Origin of the sequence: Streptomyces sp. NPDC046939, from assembly GCF_040644575.1 — a bacterium.
Classification (GTDB): domain Bacteria; phylum Actinomycetota; class Actinomycetes; order Streptomycetales; family Streptomycetaceae; genus Streptomyces.
The window spans coordinates 96,918-120,108 of record NZ_JBEYWV010000016.1; the positions used below are offsets into that span (position 1 = coordinate 96,918).

Consider the following 23,191-nt stretch of genomic DNA (forward strand, 5'->3'; position numbering starts at 1 on the left):
CCGCGCGCGTGGGTGGCACGATCAGACCGGGAGCCTGCGGAACAAAGGTCGTGGCACGTGCCGCAGCGCCGACATGATCACCCGCAGCGCCCCCGGCACCCAGACCGTCTCCGACCGGCGCCGTAGCCCCGTCTCGATGGCCAGCGCCACCGCCTCCGGCGTGGTGGCCATCGGCGCCTCGGCCAGACCCGCCGTCATCTTCGACCGCACGAATCCGGGGCGCACCACCATGACGTGAACGCCCGTGCCGTGCAGCGCGTCACCCAGCCCCTGCGCGAAAGCGTCCAGCCCGGCCTTGCTCGAGCCGTAGATGAAGTTGGCCCGGCGCGCGCGTTCGCCCGCGACCGAGGACAGCACGACCAGCGAACCGTGCCCCTGGTTCTGCAACGCCCGCGCGCAGACGAGCCCGGCCGACACCGCGCCCGTGTAGTTGGTCTGCGCGACCCGCACCGCCGCCATCGGCTCGCCCTCGTCCCGGGCCTGGTCGCCGAGGAGCCCGAAGGCCAGCAGCACCATGTCGATGTCACCTTCGGCGAAGACCTTGCCGAGCGTCTCCTCGTGCGACTCCGAATCCAGGGCGTCGAACGGGACGGCGTGCGCGTCGGCGCCCACCTCGCGCAGTTGAGCGACAGCACTGTCGAGGGCGGGGGACGGACGGCCCGCGAGCCACACGGTACGGGTTCGGCGGGCGACGAGCCGGCGGGCCGTCGCGAGCGCGATCTCGGACGTGCCACCGAGGATGAGCAGGGACTGCGGGGTGCCGAAGGCGTCCTTCATGAGATCCGAACTCCAGGGGTGCGGTGTCGGTCGGCGGTCGGGAAACCGATGAGTGAGATCGGGAACCTGATCGGTCCGAGCGGTGTATTGAAAGTGTCGAAAGCGCGGAGGGGTCGGGATGGGAAAAGGGGACGGGCGGGTGCGTGAGATGAAAGCGCGTGTGCGACATCCAGTACGTGTACGCATGCGGGGACGGGACCCCACTCGTCAGCCGCTCAGAGATGCAGCCGACGCGACAAGTCCGAGCGGAAGACCTGCCGGGGGTCCATCCGTGCGCGCAAGGAGCGGAACTTGTCCAGGCGCGGATACATGGCGGAGAGGAGTTCCGGGCGCAGACGGGAGTCTTTGGCGAGGTAGACGCGGCCGTCCGCAGCGGCCACCTCCTCGTCGAGTTCATCGAGGAACGTGGGGAGCTCCGGCAGGTTGGCCGGGATGTCGAGAGCGAGGGTCCAGCCCGGCATCGGAAAGGACAGCCAACCCGTGTCCCCGTCACCGAAGCGTTTGAGCACAGCGAGAAAGGAAGGGCAGCGGCGGTCCGAGATGCGCTGCACGATGCGCCGGAGCGCCTCTTCTTTCCCGTATCCGATGACGAACTGATACTGCACGAAACCGCTGCGCCCATAAATGCGGTTCCAATGTGGAAGACCGTCGAGGGGGTGAAAGAACGTCGACATTCTTTGAATTTCGCCGACACGCGATCTGGGGGCTTTGCGATACCACAATTCGTTGAACAGACCCACTGAGGTCCGGCCCAGCAGACCTTCCGGGATGAAGGACGGAGCGGACGGAAGCCGGCCGGGGCGGAAGGCCAAGGGGTTGCGTCGTGCGCGGGCAGGCAGTGCGTCCAGCGGGGCGTGGTCCCCCCGCGTGAGGACTGAACGGCCCAGAGCTGTTCCGCGGGCCAGCAGATCGATCCAGGCGACCGAGTAGCGATGGCGGTGATCCGTGGCAGTGAGCCGGGCCAGCAGATCGTCGAGGTCGGAGGCCCGCTCGGTGTCGACGGACAGCAGAGAGGTCTGCACGGGTTGCAGTTGCACCGTGGCGGTGAGGATGACACCGGTCAGCCCCATGCCGCCGGCGGTGGCATCGAAGAGTTCACTGCCGCGCTCGACGACACGGATCTCACCGTCGGCCGTGAGGAGCTCGAAAGCGAGGACGTGGCGGGCGAACGACCCGGAGACGTGGTGGTTCTTGCCGTGGATGTCGGCGCCGATCGCGCCGCCGACCGTGACGTAGCGCGTGCCGGGGGTGACCGGCACGAACCAGCCGAGAGGAAGGAGAACCTCCATCAACCGATGCAGCGAAACACCCGCGTCGCACAGCACGGTGCCGCTCATGGCGTCGATGGCATGGATCGCGTTCAGCGCGGTCATGTCCAGGACCGCGCCTCCGGCGTTCTGTGCCGCGTCACCGTAGGCGCGGCCCAGGCCGCGGGCGATACCGCCTCGGCGACCGGGGACAGCGCACTCCCGGATCGCCGCCACGACCTCCTCGTAGGAGCGGGGTCGCACCAGGTACGCGGACGTGGGCGCCGTCCGCCCCCAACCGGTGACGGGCACGGTGTCGTACCCGGGGGTCCAGGCCGGGAGCGACTCCGAGGGCGGGGCCGCGGCCGGGGCGAGATCAGTGACCGCGGGCGTGGGTGAGGCGGAAGGCGCTGTCGGGATCGGCGGAGAGGGGGAGCTTGGCGGATCCGAGGGGGGAGCCGAAGGAGTGGTGAGCGTGGACGCGGTGCTGGGGAGCGGCGAGGGGGCGGCGACGGGTGCGGGAGCGGGAGTGGGGGCGGATGCGGGGTCGGCAGCCATATGCGAGACCGTATCGCTCTGATTTGGGTAATTCACCCCAAATGCAATGCCCTCTCCCCGAGACGGGTGATTCGAGGGGTGTCGTTATGAATAGCCAACAATATGAGCGGCCCGGCCTTCAGAGTGAGCCGCATGGACGACATGGACCGCCGATTGCTGTCGGCACTGCGCGACTGCGGTACCGACCGGCGCGTGGCCGGGGCGGCGCGTGCGTTGTCCTGGGCGGGCGAACACGCGGCGCTGTGGCTGGCGGTAGGTCTCGTCGGGGCTGCGGCCGATGGGGAGCGGCGTACGGCGTGGTTGCGCGGGACGGCTCTCACAGCGGCAGCGCATTTGACCAGCATGGGTGCGAAGCGTGTGGTGCGCAGGCCCCGGCCGAGCGCGGGGGCCGGCGCGGCAGCAGGGGCGGAGCCGCTGGTGCGGACAGCGGGCAGGTACTCGTTCCCCAGCTCGCATGCCGCGTCGGCGGCAGCGGCAGTGGTGGCCTACGGGGCGCTGAGGCCGGTGGGGGCGCGGTTGGTACCGCCGTTGGCAGCGGCGGTCTGTGTCTCGCGGATGGTCGTCGGCGTGCACTACCCGTCCGATGTTGCGGCGGGTGCGGTGATGGGCGCGCTTGCAGCTCGGCTCGGAGCTCGGTGGATGGTCGGGGGTGTGGAGAAATGACGAAGCGGGTGGAACGCAGAGTCGGGGCCGGCACGGCGGTGTTAGAGCGGCCGCGCGAGCAGGTTTCGGCGGGGGTCGTGGCGACGCCGTTCGGGTTGGTGGCCGGGTTGGTCAGGACGGCCAGACCGAAGCAGTGGATGAAGAACGTCTTGGTGGTGGCGGCTCCGGCCGCGGCGGGGAAGCTGTTCGCACCGGGTGCGCTTGTTCAGCTTGCGGTGGTTTTCGCGCTGTTCACGGTGGCGGCCTCGGCGGTGTATCTGATCAACGACGCGCGGGACGCGGAGGCGGATCGGGCGCATCCGGTGAAGCGGTATCGGCCTGTGGCGGCGGGGCTGGTTCCGGCGCCGGTCGCCTATGGGGTCGGGGGAACGTTGGCCGTGCTCGCTCCGGTCGGGGCGGCCGAGCTGTGCAATGCGGGGACGGCGGTGTTGCTGGCTGCCTATGTCGGGATGCAACTGGCGTACTGCGTCAGTCTCAAGCATGTGCTGGTCGTCGATCTGGTCGTGGTGACCACGGGGTTCCTGATGCGGGCGATGGCCGGGGGACTCGCGCTGGGGATTCCGTTGTCGCGCTGGTTCCTGATCACCACGGGGTTCGGCGCGTTGTTCATGGTCTCGGCCAAGCGGTACTCGGAGTCGGTCCAGATGGCCGGCAAGGCGGGTGCCACGCGGGCGCTGCTCACCGAGTACACAGCGGGATACCTGCGCTTCGTCTGGCAGTTGGCGGCGGGGGTGGCCGTGCTCGCGTACTGCCTGTGGGCGATGGAGAAGGGAGAGGCTGCGCACGGCAGTCTGTTGCCGTGGCGGCAGTTGTCGATGGTGGCGTTCATCGTCGCGGTGCTGAGATACGCAGTGTTCGCCGACCGGGGCGCGGCGGGTGAACCGGAGGATGTGGTGCTGCGGGATCGGGCGCTGGCGGTGATCGGGGTTGTGTGGGTGGTGATGTATGGGCTCGGGGTGGCGGGGTGGTGAGCGGTGGGGGTGTGGGAGGCGGCAAGGGTGCGGGTCGGGGCGAGAGGTGTGGGTGTGGCGGTGGGCGGGAGTGCGGCCAAGCGGACGGACGGAGGCGAGGGGTGTGTTCGCGGACAGGGTGCGGGTCGGGGCGAGAGGTACGGGTGTGGCGGTGGGCGGGGGTGTGGTCAGGCGGACGGGGGCGCGGGGTGTGGTCGTGGACCGGGTGCGGTCCGGAGGGGGAAGCGCTGGGTGTGGTGGCGGGCGGAGGTGAGGGCAGGGCAGAGACGCGCGAGGTGTGGTGGCGGGGGAAGGGGCGGCCTGGAGGGAGACGTACCGTTTGGAGGCGGACGCTGGGGTGGGGCAGGGGAGCGCGGTTTGGCGGGGGCGCGGCGTGGTGCGGGCGTGGTGCGGGCGGGAGATGGCGTGTGGTGTGGTCGGGATGGCGTGAGGCGGGTCATGGGCGGGTGGCGTGAAGTGGGGGAGAAAGTGCGGGCCGTGAGGGCCGAGGTGTTGGGGTTCGCGGTGGTCGGGGCGTGTGCGTACGTCGTTGATCTGGGGCTCTTTGTGTGGCTGCGCGGAGCGGTGGGGTTGGATCCGGTCTGTGCCAAGGCTCTGTCGTTCGTGGCCGGTTGCTCCGTGGCGTATGTGGGGAACGCGCTGGGGACGTATCGCGAGAGGGCGGCCGGGGTGTCGCGGCTGCGGCAGTACGGAGTGTTCTTCGCGGTGAATCTAGTCGGGGTGTTGGTGCAGGTGTTGTGCATCGTGGCCTCGCACTATGCGCTCGGGTTCACGTCACAGCGGGCGGACACGATCTCGGGGGCAGGAGTAGGGATGGCTTTGGCCACGATGGTGCGGTTCTGGGGTACTCGGACTCTGGCGTTCGGTGTGAGACCGAGTGGGAGGCCGGCCGGCGAGGAGCTGGCCGCGGCGAGACGAGCTCGGCCGGGTGGGTGGGTCGAGCCGGTCGGACCGGTTGATCAGGGCAGGCGGGGATCATGGACTGGTTGAAGAAACTGCCCGTCATCGGGCCGTGGTTCGCGCGACTGATGCGGACCCACGCCTGGAAAGCGTATGAGCGGCTTGACGAGGTGCTCTGGTCGAGGCTGGCGGCGGCGATGACGTTCATCAGCTTCCTGGCGCTGTTTCCGCTCATCACTGTGGGGGCGGCGGTCGCGGCCGGAACGCTGGGGGCGGGGCAGCAGCGGAGGTTCGAGGAGCAGATCAGCGAGCAGGTGCCGGGGATCGCCGATCAGCTCGATCTCAAGGCGCTGGTCGACAACGCCGGGACGATCGGAGTGGTGGCGGGGGCGTTGCTGCTGTTCACCGGTGTCGGTTGGGTCGGGTCGATAAGGGACTGCCTGCGGACCGTGTGGGAGTTGCCGCAGGGCGATGACAACCCGATTCTGCGCAAGCTCAAGGATGCCGGGGTGTTGGTGGGGCTCGGGGGTGCCGGACTCGCCTCGTTGATGGCGTCGACCGTGGCGTCCACGGCAGTGGGGTGGTCAGCGGACCACCTGGGGATCGACAAGGAGGGGTGGGGCGGGGCGCTGCTGCAGGTTTTCGCCTTCGCGATCGCGGTGTTGGCGGACTTCCTGTTGCTGTTGTACGTGCTGACGTTGTTGCCGGGGGTGCAGCCGCCGCGGCGGGATCTGTTCAAGGCGGCGTTGATCGGGGCGGCCGGGTTCGAGCTGTTGAAGCTGTTGCTCGGGGGCTACATCAAGGGGGTTGCCGGGAAGAGCATGTACGGGGCGTTCGGTACACCGGTGGCGTTGATGTTGTGGATCAACTTCACGGCGAAGCTGGTGTTGTTCTGCGCGGCGTGGACCGCGACGGGGCGCGCTGCCGCACGGGAGCGGGGTGGGGTGGGTGCCGAGTTGGAGGGTGCGGGTGCCGCCGCCGGGGTGGGCGGGGCTGGGGGTGCGGCAGGTGCCGAGGGGGTTGCAGGTTCTGGTGATGGCCGTGTGGACGGTGCGGAGGGGACCCTCGGGGCGGAAGGTGGTGTGAACGCCGCTGGTGGTGAAGGGGCTGGTGGGCGTGGATCTGGTGGTGTTGCGGATGGGGGTGAGGATGGGGCTGGTGGCAGCCACCAAGGCGCAGAGAATGTGGAGGGGAGCTCCCTCGCCGCTGGGCGCGGGGCCGGGCGGGCGTCCAGGGCCGGGACCTGATTGCCGGGGCCGTGCGGCTGGCAGGGCCTGGACAGGGGTCTAGGCGCGCCGCGTGATCGCCGAGCCGGTTGGGCTGGCCGAGCTGGGAGCGGGGTCGGAGGGGTGGTCTGAGTCGGGGTGTGATCGCCGGGAGCACCTTTGCGTACGAGTTCTGGGTCGACGGGGCGGTTGGGTCGGCTCGGCAGCCCGGGTTCAGGAGCGTCCCCGCGCATGAGCTCTGCCCCGGCCACTCCAGTCGACTCGGCGTTTCGTACGCCGGGCGCTCCCCCGGGCGCGCGTGGGAGTGCCCCGGGTACGAGACCCCGAGTCGAGTCGACTGGGGCAGTCAGGGCGGCGCGGTCCCCGGGCATAGGAGCGCCTCGTATACGAGACCCCGAGTCGGTTGGGGTGGTCGGGGTGGATCTGTCGCCCGGGAGGGGGGAGTGGCCCCGTGCGTGACCCCGAGCCGAGTCGAGCCGAGCCGAGTCGACTGGAGTGGCCGGGGCGGGGCCTCGTAGGGGGTGGCTTGGGGGTGTGGTGCGGGTTATGGCTTGGGGGTGTTGGTGCGGGTGGGCCACTTTTTGCGGACCGTGAAGGCCGCTGCTGCCAGGAGGGCCAGGGCGCCGGCGGTGATGGCGAGGGCGATGCCGATGCCGCTGGAGTGGGAGGTGGAGACTGCGGCGCGGGCGGCGGGCTTGGCGGGGCCGGCGTCGCCCTGGCTGGTGGAGGGGCTCGGGGAGGCGGCGCTCTTCGGGGGGACGAGGGTGCCGACCGGGGTGACCTTGCCGTCGGCCTGGAAGCCCCAGTCGAGGAGACGGGCGGTCTCCTTGTAGACGGCGTGGCTCTCCTTGGTGTCGGGGTGCATGACGGTGACGAGGAGGACCTTGTTGTTGCGTTCGGCGACGCCGGTGAAGGTGGCGCCCGCGTTGGTGGTGTTGCCGTTCTTGACGCCGGCGATGCCCTTGTAGGCGTCGAGGCCAATGTCGCCGGTGAGGAGGCGGTTGGTGTTCTGGATCTCGAAGCGGCTGGTCGTCTTCCCCTTCTTCTGCGACTCGGGGAACTTCGCGGTGGCCGTGGCGGCGTACTCGCGGAAGTCCGCCTTCTGCAGGCCGGAGCGGGCGAAGAGGGTGAGGTCGTAGGCGGAGGAGTACTGGCGGGGGGCGTCGTAGCCGTCGGGGCTGACGACGTGCGTGTCGTTGGCCTGCAGCTCCTCGGCGTGGGCCTGCATGTCCTCGACGGTCTGGGGGACGCCGCCGTTCATCGCGGAGAGGACGTGCACGGCGTCGTTGCCCGAGCGGAGGAAGACGCCGAGCCACAGGTCGTGGACGGTGTAGGTGAAATTCTCCTTGATGCCGACGAGGCTGGAGCCCGCGCCCACGCCGTCCAGATCGGTCGGGATGACCTTGTGCGTCGTGGTCTTGGGGAACTTCGGGAGGAGCGTGTCCGCGAAGAGCATCTTGAGGGTGCTGGCGGGGGGCAGCTTCCAGTGCGCGTTGTGCGAGGCGAGCACCTCGCCCGACTCGGCGTCCGTGACGATCCAGGACCGGGCGGTCAGGTCCTTCGGGAGGACGGGGGCGCCGGGGCCCAGGTTGACCTGGGTGCCTGGCTTACCGAGTTGGGCGCCGCCGATGGTCGACATGTCGGCCGGGGGGCCGGCCTGGTCCGCGGCGTTCTTCGTCGGCTTGCCGTCCGGGTTGCCCGCGGCGGACGCGGGCAGCGCGGCAGTGAACGACAGCGCTGAGACCGTGAGCAGCGCGGCGGAGGTCGTGAGCAGCCGGGTGCGCAGGGGGGCGGTCGCCCGCGACGGACCGGAGGTGATCTCCGCGTACGTCGGGGGCGAAGGGTGCGTCGGGCGCGGCTGGTGTGACATGTGCGACGGGTACGAGGGGTGTGACGAGTATGACTCGTACGACGCGTTTGAGGCAGGCACGGTCGGAAACGTACAGGTACCCGGCTCGTGAGTCTCCGCCGAGGTCATCTGTGTCTCCTCGGCCCCACCCCGGCGGCGGTGCGCGGCGGCGGCTGACGATACTGAACGTATGAAGCTCAGCCGGCCCGTCTCCTGGTTCCTGCTCGCCTTCGGGGTGTGGAGCTGGATCATCTGGATCACTTTCGTCAAAAACCTGTGGAAGGACGGCAGCGGCCTCGCCTTCGACGACGCCGGTGACCCGACGGCGTACTTCTTCGTGCATCTGACGCTCGCCGTCGTCTCCTTTGTCTTGGGGACGGTGGTCGGAGGCATCGGGTTCCGTGGAGTGCGCGCTCTGCGGCGTACCTCGACGTCATAACAGAGACCTGAGCAGAACGTAGCGGTCAAAACCGGGCGAACGGGTGGGCGGGGTCATGGTCGTTGTCTTTGTGCTGGTCGGCCTTGTGGTGCTCGCGGTCTTCGCCGCGCTGCACTACTATGCGTGGCGGCGGCTCGTGCGGGACACCACCTCGGGGCCGGGGTGGCCGAGGCGGCTGGGGACGGTGGTGTTCGTCGCCGGGCCGGTGCTCATGTTCGCGGCGCTTGTCGCTGAGCGGGGTGGGGCGCCGTTTCTTTTGCAGCGGGTTCTGGCGTGGCCGGGGTTCCTTTGGATGGCCTTTGCGCTCTATTTGCTGCTTGCTCTGCTGGTGGGGGAGGTGGTGCGGCCTCTTCTGCGGCGTGCGTTCGGCTCTGCGCGCCCTTCCGCGCCTCAGGCTGCCGCGCCCGCCGCGTCCGCTGCCCCCGCCGCCAGCATCGACTCCGCCGTGCCCGGTACCTCCGTCACCTCCGATACCTCCGTCACCTCCAGCGCGCCCGGCGCGTCCGTCAGTGTTGACCCCGGTGCCTCCGTTACCCCCGACCCGACCCGGCGCCTAGTGCTCGCCCGGTCTATCGGGGCCGTGGCCGCCGTTGCCGCTGCGGGGGTTGTCGGCAATGGGGCGTACGGCGTGTTGCGGGGGCCGAAGGTGAAGCGGGTCACCGTGCCGTTGGCCAAGTTGCCGCGCGCGGCGCACGGGTTCAGGATCGCGGTGGTCAGCGACATCCACCTCGGGCCGGTGCTCGGGCGGGGCTTCGCCGAGCGCGTCGTGGACACCATCAACTCCACGCAGCCGGACCTGATCGCGGTCGTCGGGGACCTGGTCGACGGCAGTGTGGAGAACCTCGCTCCCGCAGTCGCCCCGCTCGCCCGGCTGCGCGCGCGGCACGGCGCCTTCTTCGTCACCGGCAATCACGAGTACTTCTCCGGCGCCGAGCCGTGGGTCGCGCATGTGCGGGAGATCGGGTTGCGCCCGTTGGAGAACGCCCGGGTCGAGATGGGCGCCTTCGATCTCGCCGGCGTCAACGACATCAGCGGTGAGAGCCACGACGACGGTCCCGACTACGCGAAGGCGCTCGGCGACCGGGACACCTCCCGCGCCGCCGTACTCCTCGCCCACCAGCCCGTGATGATCCACGAGGCGGTGCGGCACGGCGTCGACCTGCAGTTGTCCGGGCACACGCACGGCGGCCAGCTGTGGCCCGGCAACTTCGTCGCCGACGCGGCCAACCCGACCCTCGCCGGTCTCGAGCGGTACGGCGACACCCAGCTCTACGTCAGCCGCGGCGCGGGGGCGTGGGGGCCGCCGGTGCGGGTGGGGGCGCCGTCCGACATCACGGTCGTTGAGCTTGCCTCCAAGCAGGCGTGAGAACGCGAATATCTACGACCCGTCGGCAAACTGTCCGAATAGTGGTGTGGGGAAAGTGACCGCAGTGGCACCCACAGTTGCCTTCACGCTGCATGATGTGTCGAACCTGTGTTCACTACGTGGAGGAGGTGGCTACGTGTGTTGCGGCGCAGTGCGTTCAGACTGCCCCGACACCCGGCCTCGGTGGGGGTGGCGCGGCTGCGCGTGCGCGATCACCTGGCCGTCTGGGGCCACACGGAACCGGCCGACGCGCTCGATGCCGCCATACTGCTCGTCTCCGAGCTGGCGACCAACGCGATTCGGCACGGACCCGCGCGCGAGCGGGAGTTCGAGATAGCGGTGACCGTGCTCGCGGACGGCTCGTGCTTCATCGAGGTGTCCGACGAGTCCACGGCCGACCCCGAGATGCGGCCGCCGCGCTCACCCGACGACGAGAGCGGTCGCGGCCTGCACATGGTCGACGCGCTCGCGGAGGCGTGGGGCGTGTGGCATCGGGGCCGCTACGGCAAGACGGTCTGGGCGCTGGTGCGCTCCTGACCCTGCTCCACGGAGCCGGGCCCTGCCCCTGCCCTCTCCACCCCACCTTTCTCGGCCGCCGGCACATCGGCACCGGCCCGCGCCTCCGCACCGGCCCGCGCCTCCGCACCGGCCCGCGCCTCCGCACCGGCCCGCGCCTCCGCGCCCTGCGAACCAGTTCCGCCCCGCGCCCTCGCGTCCGTCCCCGCCGCGTTCCCTCCGGGCCCGGGGCCCGATGTCGGCAGCGTCACCGTTACTTTCAGGCCCGCCCCCGGACTCGTACGCACCGAGACCTCGCCGCCGTGCGCCTTCACCACGCCCTGCACGATGGCCAGGCCGAGTCCGCTGCCCGCCGCGCTGCCGGTCCGGAAGAAGCGGTCGAAGGCGCGTGCCGCGTCCTCCGGTGCGAGGCCCGGGCCCTCGTCGGCGACGACAAGGCGCACCACCCCCGAGCCCTTCGAGGCCCCGCCCTTCTCCCGTGTCACCGACACGGACACCGGCGTACGAACATCCGTATGCACCCGTACGTTCGCCAGCAGGTTGCCGAGTACCTGGCGCAGCCCCGCCTCATCGGCGCGGACGAGAACCGCCCCCTCCGCGGCGATGGTCACCGGCCGCTCGGGCTGCTGCACCCGGAGGTCATCGGCGGCGTCGCGGGCGAGGCGGCTCAGGTCGACGTTGCGCAGGCGGAGTTCGGGCTGCTGGTCGAGGCGGGCGAGGACGAGGAGTTCGTCGACGAGGCGTTGCATGCGGTCGGCCTCGGCGTTGACCCGTCGCCAGGCGCGGGCCCGTTCCTCGGGGTCGCGGAGCATGCCCTTGTCGTAGAGCTGGAGGTAGCCGCGGATCGCGGAGAGCGGCGTCCGCAGTTCATGCGAGGCGTCGGCGACGAAGCGGCGCAACTGGGCGGCGCTGCGTTCGCGCGTGTCGAACGCGGACTCGACCTGGTGCAGCATTGAGTTGAGGGCGATGCGGAGTTGTTCGGTCTCCTGGACGGGCGCGCGGCGCGAGGGAACGCGTCGGGTCAGATCACCCTCGGCGATGGCGGACGCCGTCTCCACCATGTCCTCCAGGGGGCGGAGGCGACGGCGTGTGCCGAGCAGTGTGACGACGGCGAGGAGCAGCAGCAAGGTGGCGCCGAGCGCGAGATCGAGCCGCAGCGCCTTGTGGACACCGGACTGTACTGCCCTGGTGGAGGTCGCCATCAGGACAGTGGTGTCGTCGGCGAGACGGGCGCCGACGAGACGGTACGGGTCGCCGTCGAGGCGCAGGTCGTGGACGGCGGTGTCGCGGGCGAGGGTGGCGGGGTCGTCGACGGCGGCGGCCAGTTCGCGCTGGCGGCTGGTCGGTTGGAGCGCGCCGACGGGGACGGGGTCGCCGTCCCTGTTCACGGCGACGAACACCGATTCGGACCGGGGCAGTGAGCCCGCCGGGCCGCCTGCGGCCCCCGGTGACATGCGGTCCAGGGCGATACCCAACTGGCTGAGCGCCTGTACTTGTCTGAGGGTGATCCCGGTGCGCTGGATGGAGGCGCGGGAGGCGCGCAGCTCCTCGTCGATGTTGTCGAGGAGGTAGTGGCGCATGCCGATCAGGCTGACGGCGGTGGCGGCGGCGATGCCTAGGGCGAGCAGCAGCACGTTCGCGAGGGTCAGCTTGGCGCGCAGGGAGTGCATCCCGCGCCGGGAACGCCTCACAGCGCCGCCAGCCCGTATCCGACGCCGCGGCGTGTCGTGATCAGCGGTGGGCCGAGCGCGTCGAGTTTGCGGCGCAGGTAGCTGATGTAGGTCTCGACGACCGTGGACTCGGCCGTCGCCGCGTGCTCGTACTGCCATACGTGGCGCAGGAGCTGTTCCTTGGGGACGATCCGGCCGCCGTTGCGCACGAGGAAGCGGAGGAGGGCGTACTCGGTGGGGGTGAGGCGGACGGCGCGGCCGTCGCGGTGGACGGTGTAGGTGACGTCGTCCAGTTCGAGGTCGCCGTAGGTGAGCGGGGGCCGTTGCGGCAGGACGTCCGCGGGGCGGGTGCGGCGCAGGACGGCGTGGATCCGGGCGACGACCTCGTCGATGTTGAACGGCTTGGTGATGTAGTCGTCGCCGAAGCCGAGCGCGCCGACGACCTCGGCGGGGGCGTCCCGCGCGGTGAGGAAGACGAGCGCCAGTTCGGGTTGGCGGGCGCGCAGTTCGCGGCCCAGGGCCCGGCCGTCCCCGTCCGGCAGCATGATGTCGAGCAGCGCCGCGTCCGGCCGCGTCCGCTCGGCCAGGGCGAGGGCCTGACGCACGGTGCCGGCGGTCATCACCTCGAAGCGGTGGTAGCGCAGGGTGATGGTGAGCACGTCGGCGATGCTCGGCTCGTCCTCGACAACGAGCACGGTGGCGGGCCCCGCGCCGGTACCGGTTCTCGTCCCGGCCCTCCTGTCATCGGCCTCCGCCGCGGGCCCGGCGTCGGTACCGGTTTTCGTCGCGGGCTCGGCGCCGGTCCCGGCACCGGCTTTCGTCCCGTCCTCGGCACCGGCCTCCGTCTCGGTCGCGGCCTTGGCGTCGGCTTTCGTCGCGGGTCCGGCGTCGGTCTCGGTCGTGGGGCTGGCACCGGCTTTCGTAGCGGTCGCGGCCCCGGCCTCGGTCGCGGCCCCGGCCTCCGTTGCGAGCCTGGCACCGGCTTTCGTCGCGGTCCTGGCACCGGGCCCTGTCGCGACCCCGTCGTCGGCCTCAGTCACGGGCCCAACACTGGCCTCTGTCGCAGACCCGGAACGTGCCTGCGTCGCGGACCTGACACCGGCTTCGGTCGCGGGCCCAACACTGGCCCGCGTCGCGGACCCGGCCCCGCTCTCCCTCACGCCCCCAACACCACCCTCCCCCACAAAGCCCCGCCCCCCAATCCGTCCCGCCCCCCGACGATCACCCCCGGCAACCCCCCGCGCCCCGCCCCCGCCCCCGCCCCAGCCCTCGGCACTCATGCCCCCAGTATCGGTCCGCCCCGCCCCGGTAGGGGCCCCGCGTGGCTTGGAGTTCCTTGAGAGTCATGGGCGGGGCACGCCGCACGGCGCGTCGGCGGCGGATGCTGAGCGCACACAGGTCCATGCCCCGGGAGACGCGGACGCATCGAACGAGGAGCGAGCAACGTGACGGCATTGGCACGGTGGTGCTACAGGCACCGCCTCGTGGTCCTGCTGCTCTGGCTGGGGGCGCTGTTCGGCCTCGGGGTCGCGGGCACGACGGCGGGCACCGACTACGCGAACGTCTTCTCCCTCCCGAACACCGACTCGAAGACGGCGTACGACGAGATGACGAAGGCGTTCCCGGAGCGCGCGGGCGACACGGACACCGTTGTCTGGAAGACGGACGAGGGGACCGTGCGGGATCGGGCCGTACGTGACCGGATCGAGCCCGCGTTGAAGGACATCGCCGCGATGAAGGGCGTCGGCGAGGTCAGCAGCCCGTACGGGTCGGGACCGGGCGCGTCGGCGCAGATCAGCAGGGAGGGTGGCGGGACCATCGCCTACGCCCGGATCACCTTCACCCAGCAGGCCAACGAGGTGCCGAAGGACCTGGTCCAGGACGTCGTCGACCGCGCGCGGGCCGCCGGACGGGACGGGCTTCAGGTCGAGCTGGGCGGTCAGGCCATCACCCGGATCCAGGAGCCGCCGCAGGGCCTGTCCGAGGCGGTCGGCATCGCGGCGGCCGCGGTCGTGCTGTTCCTGGCGTTCGGCTCGCTGTTCGCGATGGCGCTGCCGATCGTCGTCGCGGTGATGGGCGTGGGCACGGGCCTGATGTCGACGGCGCTGATCAGCCATGTCACGGACGTCCCCGAGGTCGCCCCGTTGCTCGGTTCGCTGATCGGGCTCGGCGTCGGCATCGACTACGCCCTGTTCATCGTCACCCGCCATCGCAGGGGCATCGAACGGGGCCTCGCGCCCGAGGAGTCGGCGGTCCAGGCGCTCAACACGTCGGGCAGGGCCGTCCTGTTCGCGGGCGGCACCGTCTGCATCGCGCTCGCCGGGATGCTGGTGATGAACCTGCGCTTCCTCGACGGCGTCGTCATCGCCACCTCCCTCACCGTCGTGCTCTCCGTCCTCGCCGCGATCACGCTGCTGCCCGCGCTGCTCGGCCTCCTCGGCCCGCGCGTGCTGAGCCGCCGCAGGCGCCGCCGCCTCGCCGAGCAGGGACCGGAACCGGCCGAGCCGAGCGGGCTCGCGGCGCGCTGGGCGGCGTACGTGCAGAGGCGGCCGAGGACCATCGGCGCGGCGGCCGTCGTCGTCATGCTGGTCCTGGCCGTCCCCGTGCTCTCCCTGCGTCTCGGCGCCACCGACCAGGGCAACCACAAGACGTCGACCACCACCCGGCAGGCCTACGACCTCCTCGCAGAGGGGTTCGGGCCCGGCTTCAACGGGCCCCTGCAAGTGGTCGTGCCGGACGGCGCCGACGCGTCGGGGCTCGTGGCCCGTATCCGTACGACCGAGGGTGTCGCGCAGGTCGCGGCGGCGCCGCCCGCGCACGGCGTCTCCGTCGTCCAGGTCGTGCCGACGACCTCACCGCAGTCGGTGGAGACGGACGAGCTGATCGACCGGCTGCGCGCCGACGTGATCCCTGAGGCCGGGGTCGAGGCCCATGTCGGCGGTGTGACCGCGGTCTTCAAGGACTTCGCGGCGGTCACCGGCGACCGGCTGCCGTACTTCATCGGCACGATCATCACGCTCGGGTTCCTGCTGCTGCTCGTGGCGTTCCGTTCGCTGGTGGTCCCGCTGACGGCGGCGCTCATGAACCTGATCGCGGCCGCCGCGTCCTTCGGCGTTCTCGTCGCGATCTTCCAGTGGGGGTGGGGCGCCGAGGCGCTCGGCCTCGGCAAGGAAGGGCCGATCACGGCCTTCCTCCCCGTCATCATGCTGTCGCTCCTCTTCGGTCTCTCCATGGACTACCAGGTGTTCCTGGTCAGCCGCATGCACGAGGAGTGGGTGCACACGAAGGACAACGCGCGCGCCGTACGGGTCGGCCTCGCAGAGACCAGCCGCGTCATCAACTGCGCCGCGCTGATCATGGTCTGCGTGTTCTCCGCGTTCGTCCTCAGCGGCGACACGGAAGGCGCGATGGCGGGCATCGGGCTCGCGGCGGCGGTGGCGCTGGACGCGTTCGTGCTGCGTACGGCGTTGGTGCCCGCGGTGATGTTCCTGCTCGGCCGCGCCAACTGGTGGCTGCCGCGCGGCCTCGACCGGCGCCTGCCCCACCTCGCCGTGGAGCCCCGCGAGGCCCCGGCACCGGCCGCCCCGGCACCGGGGACCGGCAGGGCGGCAGGGGCCACCGTCGTCCACGGCTTCCTGCGCACCCCGGACGGCGACCCGCTCGCCGGGGCGGAGGTGGCGCTCGCCGCCACGGGCGGCCGCCCGCTCGACCGCGTCGAGTCCCTGGCCGACGGCTCGTACATCGTGGCGGTGCCGGCCCCGGACACGTACGTCCTCACGGTGACCGCGCCGGGACGGAACGCCGACCCGGTCGTACGGCGCGTCACGGTCGGCGACGAGCCGCTGGTGTACGACGTGGAGGTGGCGGCGGACGCGGACGCGGTGCGCTGAGGGAGTGCCGTCACCGGGCCGGCCGCGCGGGAGGTGCGTGCGTACGTCGCCGGGCGTGCGGGGTCACGCCTTCCTGCGGCGCCCGGTCGGCCTGCTGTTCCCGCGCCTGCGCAGCACGAACAGTCCGCCGCCCGCCAGCGCCGCGACCGCCGCCGAGCCGCCCAGCGCCCAGCCCTCCGAGGTGGCGGTGGGCGGCGTCGCGGAGGAGGCGGCGTTCGGGGCGCCGGGCGCCGGGGACGCGCCGGAGGACGCGGGCTGCTCGCTCAGCGGCGCGACCAGTGCGCCGACCGGCCGCACCTTGCCGCCCGCGGCGAAGCCCCAGTCGAGGAGCGCGGCGGTCTCCGCGTAGACCGCCTCGTAACCGGCCTTCGGGTGCATGACGGTGACCAGGAGCGTGCGGCCGTCGCGGGTCGCGGCGCCGGTGAAGGTGTTGCCCGCGTGCGAGGTGTAACCGTTCTTGACGCCGATGAGGCCCTCGTACGCGGTGATGCCCTGCCCGGTCAGCAGGCGGTCGGTGTTCTGGATCTGGAACGTCTTGCCGCCGCCCGCCGGGAAGTCGGCGACCTTCGTGGCGCAGTAGCCGCGGAAGTACGGGTTCCGCAGCCCGGCGCGGGCGAAGAGCGTCAGGTCGTACGCGGACGAGACCTGGCCCGGGTGGTCGAAGCCGTCCGGGCTGACCACGTGGGTGTCGAGCGCCTGGAGGTCCCGCGCGCGGGCCTGCATCGCCGCGACCGCCTTGTCGATGCCCCCGTACATCGAGGCGAGCACATGCACGGCGTCGTTCCCCGAACGCAGGAAGACGCCCTGCCACAACTGGTGGACGGTGTACGTGGTTCCGGCCTGGACGCCGACGAGGCTGGAGCCCGCCGGGACGTCGGCCAGGTCCTGTGCCGTCACCTTGTACGTCAGGTCGCGCCGGAACTCCGGCAGGACCGTGTCCGCGAACAGCATCTTCAGCGTCGAGGCGGGCGGCAGGACCCGGTGGGCGCCGTAGGAGGCGAGGACGTCGCCGCTGTCGTTGTCGGCGACGAGCCACGCCTTCGCGGCGAGCTTCGGCAGTCTCGGCGCGCCCGCGCCGTAGCGCACCTGCACACCGGGCGCGGCGAGCCGCTCACCGCCGACGACCGGGGTGGCGGCCAAGGCGCCCTGTGCGGGCAGGGCGAGCGCGGCCGCCGCGCCGAGGCCCATGCCGAGGGCGCCGCGACGGCTGATCCGCGAGGACTGTGGGGACCGTGGGGGAGGGGTGGTGCCGGGCATTCCGCGACGGTACCGGCCCAAGCCGGGGTAAAGGACAGAGGGGCCGCCGTCCGCTACGCCTCGGGTGCCGTCCGTGTCATGCCCGGCAGGAAGTCGATGAACAGTTCGTGCACTTCCAGGACGAGGGGCCGCAGCACCCGGAACCGGGCGAGCGCGACGCCCCGCGCGGTGAGCCGCGCCCCCCGCTCGGCGAGGCGGCGGCTGCGCTCACGGCCCGGCGAACTGTCGAAGACCCAGTACAGGACGAGCCCCATCTGGGACAGCCACATCAGCTCGGGCAGGATCACGGCGAGTTCCTTCGGCACCTTCGACCTCGACCCCGCGAGAACCTCCCGGTGCACCGCGATCGACGCCTCCCGCGCCCCCTCCGACTCCGGCGAGAACGGACTGAGCGGCGAGTCCGGGTCGGCCGCGTTCTTGAAGAACTGGGCCGCGAACTCGTGGTACGGCTCCGCGATCTCCAGCCACGCCCGCAGGACCCCGGCGAGCCGTGACTGGAGGTCGGTCTCGGTCTCCAGGACGGACCGGACCGCCGCCTGGTGCTCGGCGGCGATCTGGTCGTAGAACCCCTGGATCAGGTGTTCCTTGCCGGCGAAGTAGTAGTACGCGTTGCCCACGGAGACCCCGGCCTCCTGGGCGATGGCCCGCATCGTCGTCTTGTCGTAGCCCCGCTCCCGGAACAGCCGCATCGCCGTCTCCAGGATCAGCGCCCGCGTCTGCTCGCTCTTGGCGCCCTTGGCCTCCGACTTGTCTGTAGCCACGCCCCAGAGCCTAATCGGCGACGTGGCAACCGCTGTCACAGGCCGCGGCCCCCGCCGCGCGGCTCGCGCTGACCGTGCCGGGCCGCACGTAGTACCAGCCGTCCTTCGCGTCGTACACCCAGCCGTCCGCGCGCCGGTACGCGCCGCCCCCGGCCCGCCGCCCCTGGTGCAGCTCGCGGTACTTGGCGGCGCCGAGCACCACCTGCTTGGCGACCTTCATCCCGGCGGGCGTCGCCATCCGGTGCGCGGTGGCCCGGTGGTCGCGCAGCGCCCACATGCAGACGATCCAGGCGGCGGGGCCGCGGTAGACCTGCCCGCCGTCGCCGACGACGGTGATGTCGCTGAGGGTGGCCGCGTGGTCGATGCCGGGGTAGCGCCCGCGCGCCTCGTCGGAGCCGGCGGGCACGAACTCCAGCGGCACCAGCTGCCGCTGCCGGGCCAGCCAGCCCCGTACGAAGGTGCACAGCGGGCACTCGGCGTCGTAGAGCACGGTCAGCCGGCGGACCGGAGCGTCCCCCCGAGCGCTCCGGTCCACCTCCCCCGTGGCTCCCCCCGGGGTTCCCACCGCGGTCACGCCCCGGCCACCGGAGCGGCCCACCCCTGCGGCGGGACCGGCGGCTGCTGCTCACGCTCCATGACGCCGCGCCGCCGGATCTTGTTGAGGACGTAGACGTTGCCCAGGTGCATCACACCGAGGACGAGCAGCACCACGCCGAGCTTGGTCGACAGCGCCTCGAAGACGCCGCGGGCGTTCTCGATCGTCCCGTCGCCGCTCAGGTAGAGGGCGACGAAGCCGAGGTTCACCAGGTAGAAGCCGACCACGAGGAGGTGGTTGACGGCGTCGGCCAGCTTCTCGTTGCCGTGCAGCACGTCGGCGAGGAAGACCCTGCCGTTGCGGCTCAGGGTGCGTGCCACCCAGACGGTCAGGCCGATGCTGATGACGAGGTACACGACGTAGGCGACAACTGTGAGGTCCATGCCCCACCCTCCTTGGACTGCCTTGAACGCGTTCAAAAAACGCTGACAGGAGTGACAGTAGACCTGTTTTTGAACACGTTCAAGCGGGAGGGTGGATTCAGCAATTACGGGCCAGTTCAGGGCGTTTGAGGTAATCGGCGAACCCGAGGACGTTGCCCCAGGGGTCCGCGATCTCGACGACGTACCCGGTCGATGTGGAGAAGGGCGGGTCGAGCGGCGTGATGCCCGCCTCGGCGAGGGAACGGGCCGCCGCGCGGGCGTCCGGCACCTCCAGCCAGATCCGCGTCGCGGGCCACGGCGGCGGCCGGTGCGTGAAGCCCTCCTCGACGCGCAGCAACAGCCCCGGCGTCTCCTTGCCGACCGCGAGCAGGGCGATGCCGGCCTCGTCCAGCCGGAACTTCACGGGGAGCCCGGCATGCTCGTAGAAGGCGACGGCCTCGGCCAGATCGCCGACGGGGAGCAGGGTGTTGTCGAAGCCGAGGGTGTCCAGGGTGGGTGACGGGGCGTGTGACATAACGTCAGATTAGCGCTGAATAGGGCAAATATGTGTATACGGGACCATTGTCGTCAAGGGTGAAAAAGGTGTGGGCCCCGCTCCTGGAGAGGAGCGGGGCCCACGGAGACCCTGGGAAGAGCGGAGGGTCAGTAGCGGCGCGTGATCAGCGCGCGCTTGACTTCCTGGATCGCCTTGGTGACCTCGATGCCGCGCGGGCAGGCGTCCGTGCAGTTGAAGGTGGTGCGGCAGCGCCACACACCGTCACGGTCGTTGAGGATCTCCAGGCGCTGCTCCCCGGCCTCGTCGCGCGAGTCGAAGATGAAGCGGTGCGCGTTGACGATCGCGGCCGGGCCGAAGTACTGGCCGTCGTTCCAGAACACCGGGCAGGACGACGTGCACGCGGCGCACAGGATGCACTTGGTGGTGTCGTCGAACCGCTCGCGGTCCTCGGCGGACTGCAGGCGCTCACGCGTCGGCTCGTTGCCCGTGGTGACGAGGAACGGCATGACGTCGCGGTACGCCTGGAAGAACGGGTCCATGTCCACGACCAGGTCCTTCAGGACCGTCAGGCCCTTGATGGCCTCGACCGTGATCGGCTTCTCCGGGTTGATGTCCTTGATGAGCGTCTTGCAGGCAAGGCGGTTCTTGCCGTTGATGCGCATCGCGTCGGACCCGCAGATGCCGTGCGCGCAGGAGCGGCGGAAGGTCAGCGAACCGTCCTGCTCCCACTTGATCTTGTGGAGGGCGTCGAGGACGCGCTCCTTCGGGTCGATCTGCAGCTGGAAGTCGACCCAGTTCGCCTCCGCCGAGATCTCCGGGTTGAACCGGCGGATCCGGAAGGTGACGGTGATGTACGGGGAGTCGGCGAACCCGGGCTCGGCCTTGCCGGCCGCCTCCGCCTTGTCCATGATCGGGGTTACCATCAGTACTTACGCTCCATCGGCTGGTAGCGGGTCTGGACGACCGGCTTGTAGTCCAGACGGATGGACTCGGAGCCGTCGTCGCCGACCTCGCGGTACGCCATGGTGTGGCGCATGAAGTTGACGTCGTCGCGGTTCGGGAAGTCCTCGCGGTAGTGGCCGCCGCGGGACTCCTTGCGGGCAAGGGCGGAGACCGCCATGACCTCGGCCAGGTCGAGCAGGTTGCCCAGCTCGATGGCTTCCAGGAGGTCGGTGTTGAACCGCTTGCCCTTGTCCTGGATCGAGACGTTGAGGTAACGCTCGCGCAGCTCGGCGATCTTCTCGACGGCCGTCTTGATCGTCTGCTCGGTGCGGAACACCATCACGTTGGCGTCCATGCACTCCTGCAGCTCGTTGCGGAGGACCGAGACGCGCTCGGTGCCCGTCGCCGAGCGCAGCCGCTCGACCTGCTCCGCGACGAACGACGCCGGGTTCTCCGGCAGCTCGACGAAGTCGGTGGTGTGCGCGTACTCGGCGGCGGCGATGCCGGCCCGCTTGCCGAAGACGTTGATGTCGAGCAGCGAGTTCGTGCCGAGGCGGTTGGCGCCGTGCACGGAGACGCAGGCGACCTCACCGGCGGCGTACAGGCCCGGGACGACGGTGGTGTTGTCCGCGAGGACCTCACCCTCGACGTTGGTCGGGATGCCGCCCATGGCGTAGTGCGCGGTCGGCTGGATCGGGATCGGGTCCGTGTAGGGCTCGATGCCGAGGTAGGTGCGCGCGAACTCGGTGATGTCCGGGAGCTTCGCGTCGAGCTGCTCCGGCGGCAGGTGCGTGAGGTCGAGGTAGACGTGGTCGCCCTCGGGACCGCAGCCGCGGCCCTCACGGATCTCTGTGTAGATGGAGCGCGAGACGACGTCACGCGAGGCGAGGTCCTTCATGACCGGCGCGTACTTCTCCATGAAGCGCTCGCCGTCCTTGTTGCGCAGGATGCCGCCCTCACCGCGGGCGCCCTCCGTGAGCAGGATGCCCATGCGCCAGATGCCGGTCGGGTGGAACTGGAAGAACTCCATGTCCTCCAGCGGGATCCCGCGCCGGTAGCAGGCGGCCTGGCCGTCGCCGGTCAGGGTGTGCGCGTTGGACGTCACCTTGAAGAACTTGCCGGTGCCGCCGGAGGCGTAGATGACCGACTTCGCCTGGAAGACGTGGATCTCACCGGTGGCCAGCTCGTAGGCGACCACACCGGCGGACTTCTTGACGCCGTCCTGCTCGACGATGAGCTGGTCGAGGACGTAGAACTCGTTGAAGAACTCCACGCCCTCCTTGACGCAGTTCTGGTACAGCGTCTGGAGGATCATGTGGCCGGTGCGGTCCGCGGCGTAGCAGGACCGGCGGACCGGCGCCTCGCCGTGGTTGCGGGAGTGGCCGCCGAAGCGGCGCTGGTCGATGGTGCCGTCCGGGGTGCGGTTGAACGGCAGGCCCATCTTCTCCAGGTCGAGGACGGAGTCGATGGCCTCCTTCGCGAGGATCTCGGCGGCGTCCTGGTCGACCAGGTAGTCACCGCCCTTGATCGTGTCGAAGGTGTGCCACTCCCAGTTGTCCTCCTCCACGTTGGCCAGCGCGGCGGCCATGCCGCCCTGCGCGGCGCCCGTGTGGGAGCGGGTGGGGTAGAGCTTGGTCAGCACGGCGGTGCGGCTGCGCTTGGTCGACTCGATGGCCGCGCGCATGCCCGCGCCACCGGCGCCGACGATGACGGTGTCGTACTTGTGAATCTTCACGGGGTTCGCTCGCCTCGGCTTTAACGGATGTTCGGGTCGAAGGTGAAGATCACCAGCGTGCCCAGCAGGACGGTGAAGACCGTCGCGGCGTACAGCAGGCCCTTGAGCCACAGGCGGGTCTGGGGGCGCTCTGCGTAGTCGTTGATGACCGTGCGCAGGCCGTTGGCGCCGTGCAGCATCGCGAGCCACAGCATCAGCAGGTCCCAGCCCTGCCAGAACGGGGACGCCCAGCGGCCCGCGACGAACGCGAAGCCGATCTTGGAGACGCCGCCGTCGAGGACGAGCTGGATCAGCAGGTGGCCGATGACGAGGACGACCAGGACGATGCCCGACAGGCGCATGAACAGCCAGGCGGCCATCTCGAAGTTGCCGCGGCTGCCCTTTCCGGTCTTGGAGGTCCGCTTGCGCGGCGGCTCGATGACGGGGGCCGGGTTGTCGGCGTCGTAGAGCGGGGCGCCCTCGACGGGGCCGACGCCGGACGTGCCGTCCGTCTTGGTGAGGGTGGTGTCAGACATGTCTGGCCTCAGCTCCCGAAGAGTTCACGGACGGCGTGGCCGAGGACGGGGTAGAGCGCCCCGACCATCAGGACGACCCAGATGCCCACGACGGTCCAGAGCATCTGCTTCTGGTAGCGCGGGCCCTTCGACCAGAAGTCGACGGCGATGACACGCAGGCCGTTGAGCGCGTGGAAGAGGATGGCGGCGACGAGGCCGTACTCAAGGAGCGCGACGATCGGCGTCTTGTAGGTGGAAACGACGTCGTCGTACGACTCGGGGGAGACGCGGACGAGAGCGGTGTCCAGGACGTGTACGAACAGGAAGAAGAAGATGAGGACACCGGTGACTCGATGAGCCACCCACGACCACATGCCTTCCCGGCCGCGGTACAGCGTTCCAGCCGGCACGGAAGAACCCTCCGGGAGCGGGGACTGAGGGCCGCGCCGGCTTCAC

Annotated in this window: 20 protein-coding genes and 2 pseudogenes; 8 read left to right on the forward strand and 14 right to left on the reverse strand. The window is 70.6% G+C overall.

Features of this window, described 5'->3' with window-relative positions:
- Window positions 1-21: 21 nt before the first annotated feature.
- Entirely contained in the window at window positions 22-777 is a 756-nt protein-coding gene (locus ABZ877_RS19225; RefSeq protein WP_361072305.1) for a decaprenylphospho-beta-D-erythro-pentofuranosid-2-ulose 2-reductase, read from the reverse strand.
- A 215-nt stretch (window positions 778-992) separates the two neighbouring features.
- Window positions 993-2,336, reverse strand: a complete 1,344-nt coding sequence (locus tag ABZ877_RS19230; protein WP_361072308.1) for an FAD-binding oxidoreductase — start codon at window positions 2,334-2,336, stop codon at window positions 993-995.
- Window positions 2,337-2,714: 378 nt separating this feature from the next.
- On the opposite strand from ABZ877_RS19230, the gene ABZ877_RS19235 reads away from it, so the two are divergent.
- From ABZ877_RS19235 to ABZ877_RS19250, 4 genes and pseudogenes are all read left to right on the forward strand, one after another.
- Window positions 2,715-3,245: a phosphatase PAP2 family protein gene (locus tag ABZ877_RS19235; RefSeq protein WP_361072311.1), complete on the forward strand. Its 531-nt coding sequence runs from the start codon at window positions 2,715-2,717 to the stop codon at window positions 3,243-3,245.
- Window positions 3,242-4,216 (forward strand): decaprenyl-phosphate phosphoribosyltransferase, encoded by a 975-nt coding sequence (locus tag ABZ877_RS19240; RefSeq protein ID WP_361072314.1) that lies wholly within the window; start codon window positions 3,242-3,244, stop codon window positions 4,214-4,216. The genes ABZ877_RS19235 and ABZ877_RS19240 overlap by 4 nt, the downstream gene beginning before the upstream one ends.
- Window positions 4,217-4,654: 438 nt before the next feature.
- Window positions 4,655-5,206: a GtrA family protein gene (locus tag ABZ877_RS19245; protein ID WP_361072317.1), complete on the forward strand. Its 552-nt coding sequence runs from the start codon at window positions 4,655-4,657 to the stop codon at window positions 5,204-5,206.
- Window positions 5,194-6,033: pseudogene (locus ABZ877_RS19250) on the forward strand (YihY/virulence factor BrkB family protein); the annotation flags it as partial. The gene ABZ877_RS19245 and the pseudogene ABZ877_RS19250, both read left to right, overlap by 13 nt.
- Before the next feature lie 853 nt (window positions 6,034-6,886).
- Here ABZ877_RS19250 and ABZ877_RS19255 read toward each other — a convergent pair.
- Window positions 6,887-8,212 (reverse strand): D-alanyl-D-alanine carboxypeptidase, encoded by a 1,326-nt coding sequence (locus tag ABZ877_RS19255; RefSeq protein WP_361072320.1) that lies wholly within the window; start codon window positions 8,210-8,212, stop codon window positions 6,887-6,889.
- A 169-nt stretch (window positions 8,213-8,381) separates the two neighbouring features.
- Between ABZ877_RS19255 and ABZ877_RS19260 the strand changes: the two genes are divergently transcribed.
- From ABZ877_RS19260 to ABZ877_RS19270, 3 genes are all read left to right on the forward strand, one after another.
- Entirely contained in the window at window positions 8,382-8,630 is a 249-nt protein-coding gene (locus ABZ877_RS19260; protein ID WP_361072322.1) for a hypothetical protein, read from the forward strand.
- A 55-nt stretch (window positions 8,631-8,685) separates the two neighbouring features.
- Entirely contained in the window at window positions 8,686-9,996 is a 1,311-nt protein-coding gene (locus ABZ877_RS19265) for a metallophosphoesterase (protein WP_361072568.1), read from the forward strand.
- Between the two features lie 138 nt (window positions 9,997-10,134).
- A complete protein-coding gene (locus ABZ877_RS19270) occupies window positions 10,135-10,533 on the forward strand; it encodes an ATP-binding protein (protein WP_361072325.1) in 399 nt (132 codons plus the stop codon).
- 218 nt (window positions 10,534-10,751) lie between these two features.
- Here ABZ877_RS19270 and ABZ877_RS19275 read toward each other — a convergent pair.
- Window positions 10,752-12,182: pseudogene (locus ABZ877_RS19275) on the reverse strand (HAMP domain-containing sensor histidine kinase); the annotation flags it as partial.
- Window positions 12,183-12,199: 17 nt separating this feature from the next.
- Window positions 12,200-12,877 carry a response regulator transcription factor gene (locus ABZ877_RS19280; RefSeq protein ID WP_361072570.1) on the reverse strand — a complete coding sequence of 226 codons (678 nt, stop codon included), beginning with the start codon at window positions 12,875-12,877 and terminating at the stop codon, window positions 12,200-12,202.
- A gap of 759 nt (window positions 12,878-13,636) precedes the next feature.
- Between ABZ877_RS19280 and ABZ877_RS19285 the strand changes: the two genes are divergently transcribed.
- Window positions 13,637-16,072, forward strand: a complete 2,436-nt coding sequence (locus ABZ877_RS19285) for an MMPL family transporter (protein WP_361072573.1) — start codon at window positions 13,637-13,639, stop codon at window positions 16,070-16,072.
- Window positions 16,073-16,135: 63 nt separating this feature from the next.
- Here the strand turns inward: ABZ877_RS19285 and ABZ877_RS19290 are convergent, their stop codons facing one another.
- From ABZ877_RS19290 to sdhC, 9 genes are all read right to left on the reverse strand, one after another.
- Window positions 16,136-17,329 carry a serine hydrolase gene (locus tag ABZ877_RS19290; RefSeq protein WP_361072328.1) on the reverse strand — a complete coding sequence of 398 codons (1,194 nt, stop codon included), beginning with the start codon at window positions 17,327-17,329 and terminating at the stop codon, window positions 16,136-16,138.
- 53 nt (window positions 17,330-17,382) lie between these two features.
- Window positions 17,383-18,090, reverse strand: coding sequence for a TetR family transcriptional regulator (locus tag ABZ877_RS19295; protein ID WP_361072331.1), 708 nt, complete (start codon window positions 18,088-18,090; stop codon window positions 17,383-17,385).
- A 10-nt stretch (window positions 18,091-18,100) separates the two neighbouring features.
- Window positions 18,101-18,625, reverse strand: coding sequence for a DCC1-like thiol-disulfide oxidoreductase family protein (locus ABZ877_RS19300; protein WP_361072334.1), 525 nt, complete (start codon window positions 18,623-18,625; stop codon window positions 18,101-18,103).
- Window positions 18,626-18,660: 35 nt separating this feature from the next.
- On the reverse strand, window positions 18,661-19,068 hold the full coding sequence (locus ABZ877_RS19305) for a hypothetical protein (protein WP_361072337.1): 408 nt from the start codon (window positions 19,066-19,068) through the stop codon (window positions 18,661-18,663).
- A gap of 97 nt (window positions 19,069-19,165) precedes the next feature.
- The gene (locus tag ABZ877_RS19310) at window positions 19,166-19,582 is read right to left on the reverse strand and encodes a VOC family protein (protein WP_361072340.1); all 417 of its coding nucleotides are present in this window, start codon (window positions 19,580-19,582) and stop codon (window positions 19,166-19,168) included.
- Between the two features lie 128 nt (window positions 19,583-19,710).
- Window positions 19,711-20,487, reverse strand: a complete 777-nt coding sequence (locus ABZ877_RS19315; protein WP_361072343.1) for a succinate dehydrogenase iron-sulfur subunit — start codon at window positions 20,485-20,487, stop codon at window positions 19,711-19,713.
- A complete protein-coding gene (sdhA, locus tag ABZ877_RS19320) occupies window positions 20,487-22,241 on the reverse strand; it encodes a succinate dehydrogenase flavoprotein subunit (RefSeq protein WP_361072345.1) in 1,755 nt (584 codons plus the stop codon). The genes ABZ877_RS19315 and sdhA overlap by 1 nt, the downstream gene beginning before the upstream one ends.
- A 20-nt stretch (window positions 22,242-22,261) precedes the next feature.
- Window positions 22,262-22,756 carry a succinate dehydrogenase hydrophobic membrane anchor subunit gene (locus ABZ877_RS19325; protein WP_361072348.1) on the reverse strand — a complete coding sequence of 165 codons (495 nt, stop codon included), beginning with the start codon at window positions 22,754-22,756 and terminating at the stop codon, window positions 22,262-22,264.
- 8 nt (window positions 22,757-22,764) lie between these two features.
- Window positions 22,765-23,145 (reverse strand): succinate dehydrogenase, cytochrome b556 subunit, encoded by a 381-nt coding sequence (sdhC, locus tag ABZ877_RS19330; protein WP_100594758.1) that lies wholly within the window; start codon window positions 23,143-23,145, stop codon window positions 22,765-22,767.
- Between the last annotated feature and the right edge of the window lie 46 nt (window positions 23,146-23,191).

Bases quoted from the DNA above. Each gene is read 5' to 3' on its own strand.
- ABZ877_RS19225 (WP_361072305.1), bottom strand. From the start codon at position 777: ATGAAGGACGCCTTCGGCACCCCGCAGTCCCTGCTCATCCTCGGTGGC.
- ABZ877_RS19260 (WP_361072322.1), top strand. From the start codon at position 8,382: ATGAAGCTCAGCCGGCCCGTCTCCTGGTTCCTGCTCGCCTTCGGGGTG.
- ABZ877_RS19265 (WP_361072568.1), top strand. From the start codon at position 8,686: ATGGTCGTTGTCTTTGTGCTGGTCGGCCTTGTGGTGCTCGCGGTCTTC.
- ABZ877_RS19315 (WP_361072343.1), bottom strand. From the start codon at position 20,487: ATGGTAACCCCGATCATGGACAAGGCGGAGGCGGCCGGCAAGGCCGAG.
- ABZ877_RS19255 (WP_361072320.1), bottom strand. From the start codon at position 8,212: ATGTCACACCAGCCGCGCCCGACGCACCCTTCGCCCCCGACGTACGCG.
- ABZ877_RS19325 (WP_361072348.1), bottom strand. From the start codon at position 22,756: ATGTCTGACACCACCCTCACCAAGACGGACGGCACGTCCGGCGTCGGC.
- ABZ877_RS19310 (WP_361072340.1), bottom strand. From the start codon at position 19,582: ATGTCACACGCCCCGTCACCCACCCTGGACACCCTCGGCTTCGACAAC.
- ABZ877_RS19240 (WP_361072314.1), top strand. From the start codon at position 3,242: ATGACGAAGCGGGTGGAACGCAGAGTCGGGGCCGGCACGGCGGTGTTA.
- ABZ877_RS19235 (WP_361072311.1), top strand. From the start codon at position 2,715: ATGGACGACATGGACCGCCGATTGCTGTCGGCACTGCGCGACTGCGGT.
- ABZ877_RS19245 (WP_361072317.1), top strand. From the start codon at position 4,655: ATGGGCGGGTGGCGTGAAGTGGGGGAGAAAGTGCGGGCCGTGAGGGCC.
- ABZ877_RS19290 (WP_361072328.1), bottom strand. From the start codon at position 17,329: ATGCCCGGCACCACCCCTCCCCCACGGTCCCCACAGTCCTCGCGGATC.
- ABZ877_RS19305 (WP_361072337.1), bottom strand. From the start codon at position 19,068: ATGGACCTCACAGTTGTCGCCTACGTCGTGTACCTCGTCATCAGCATC.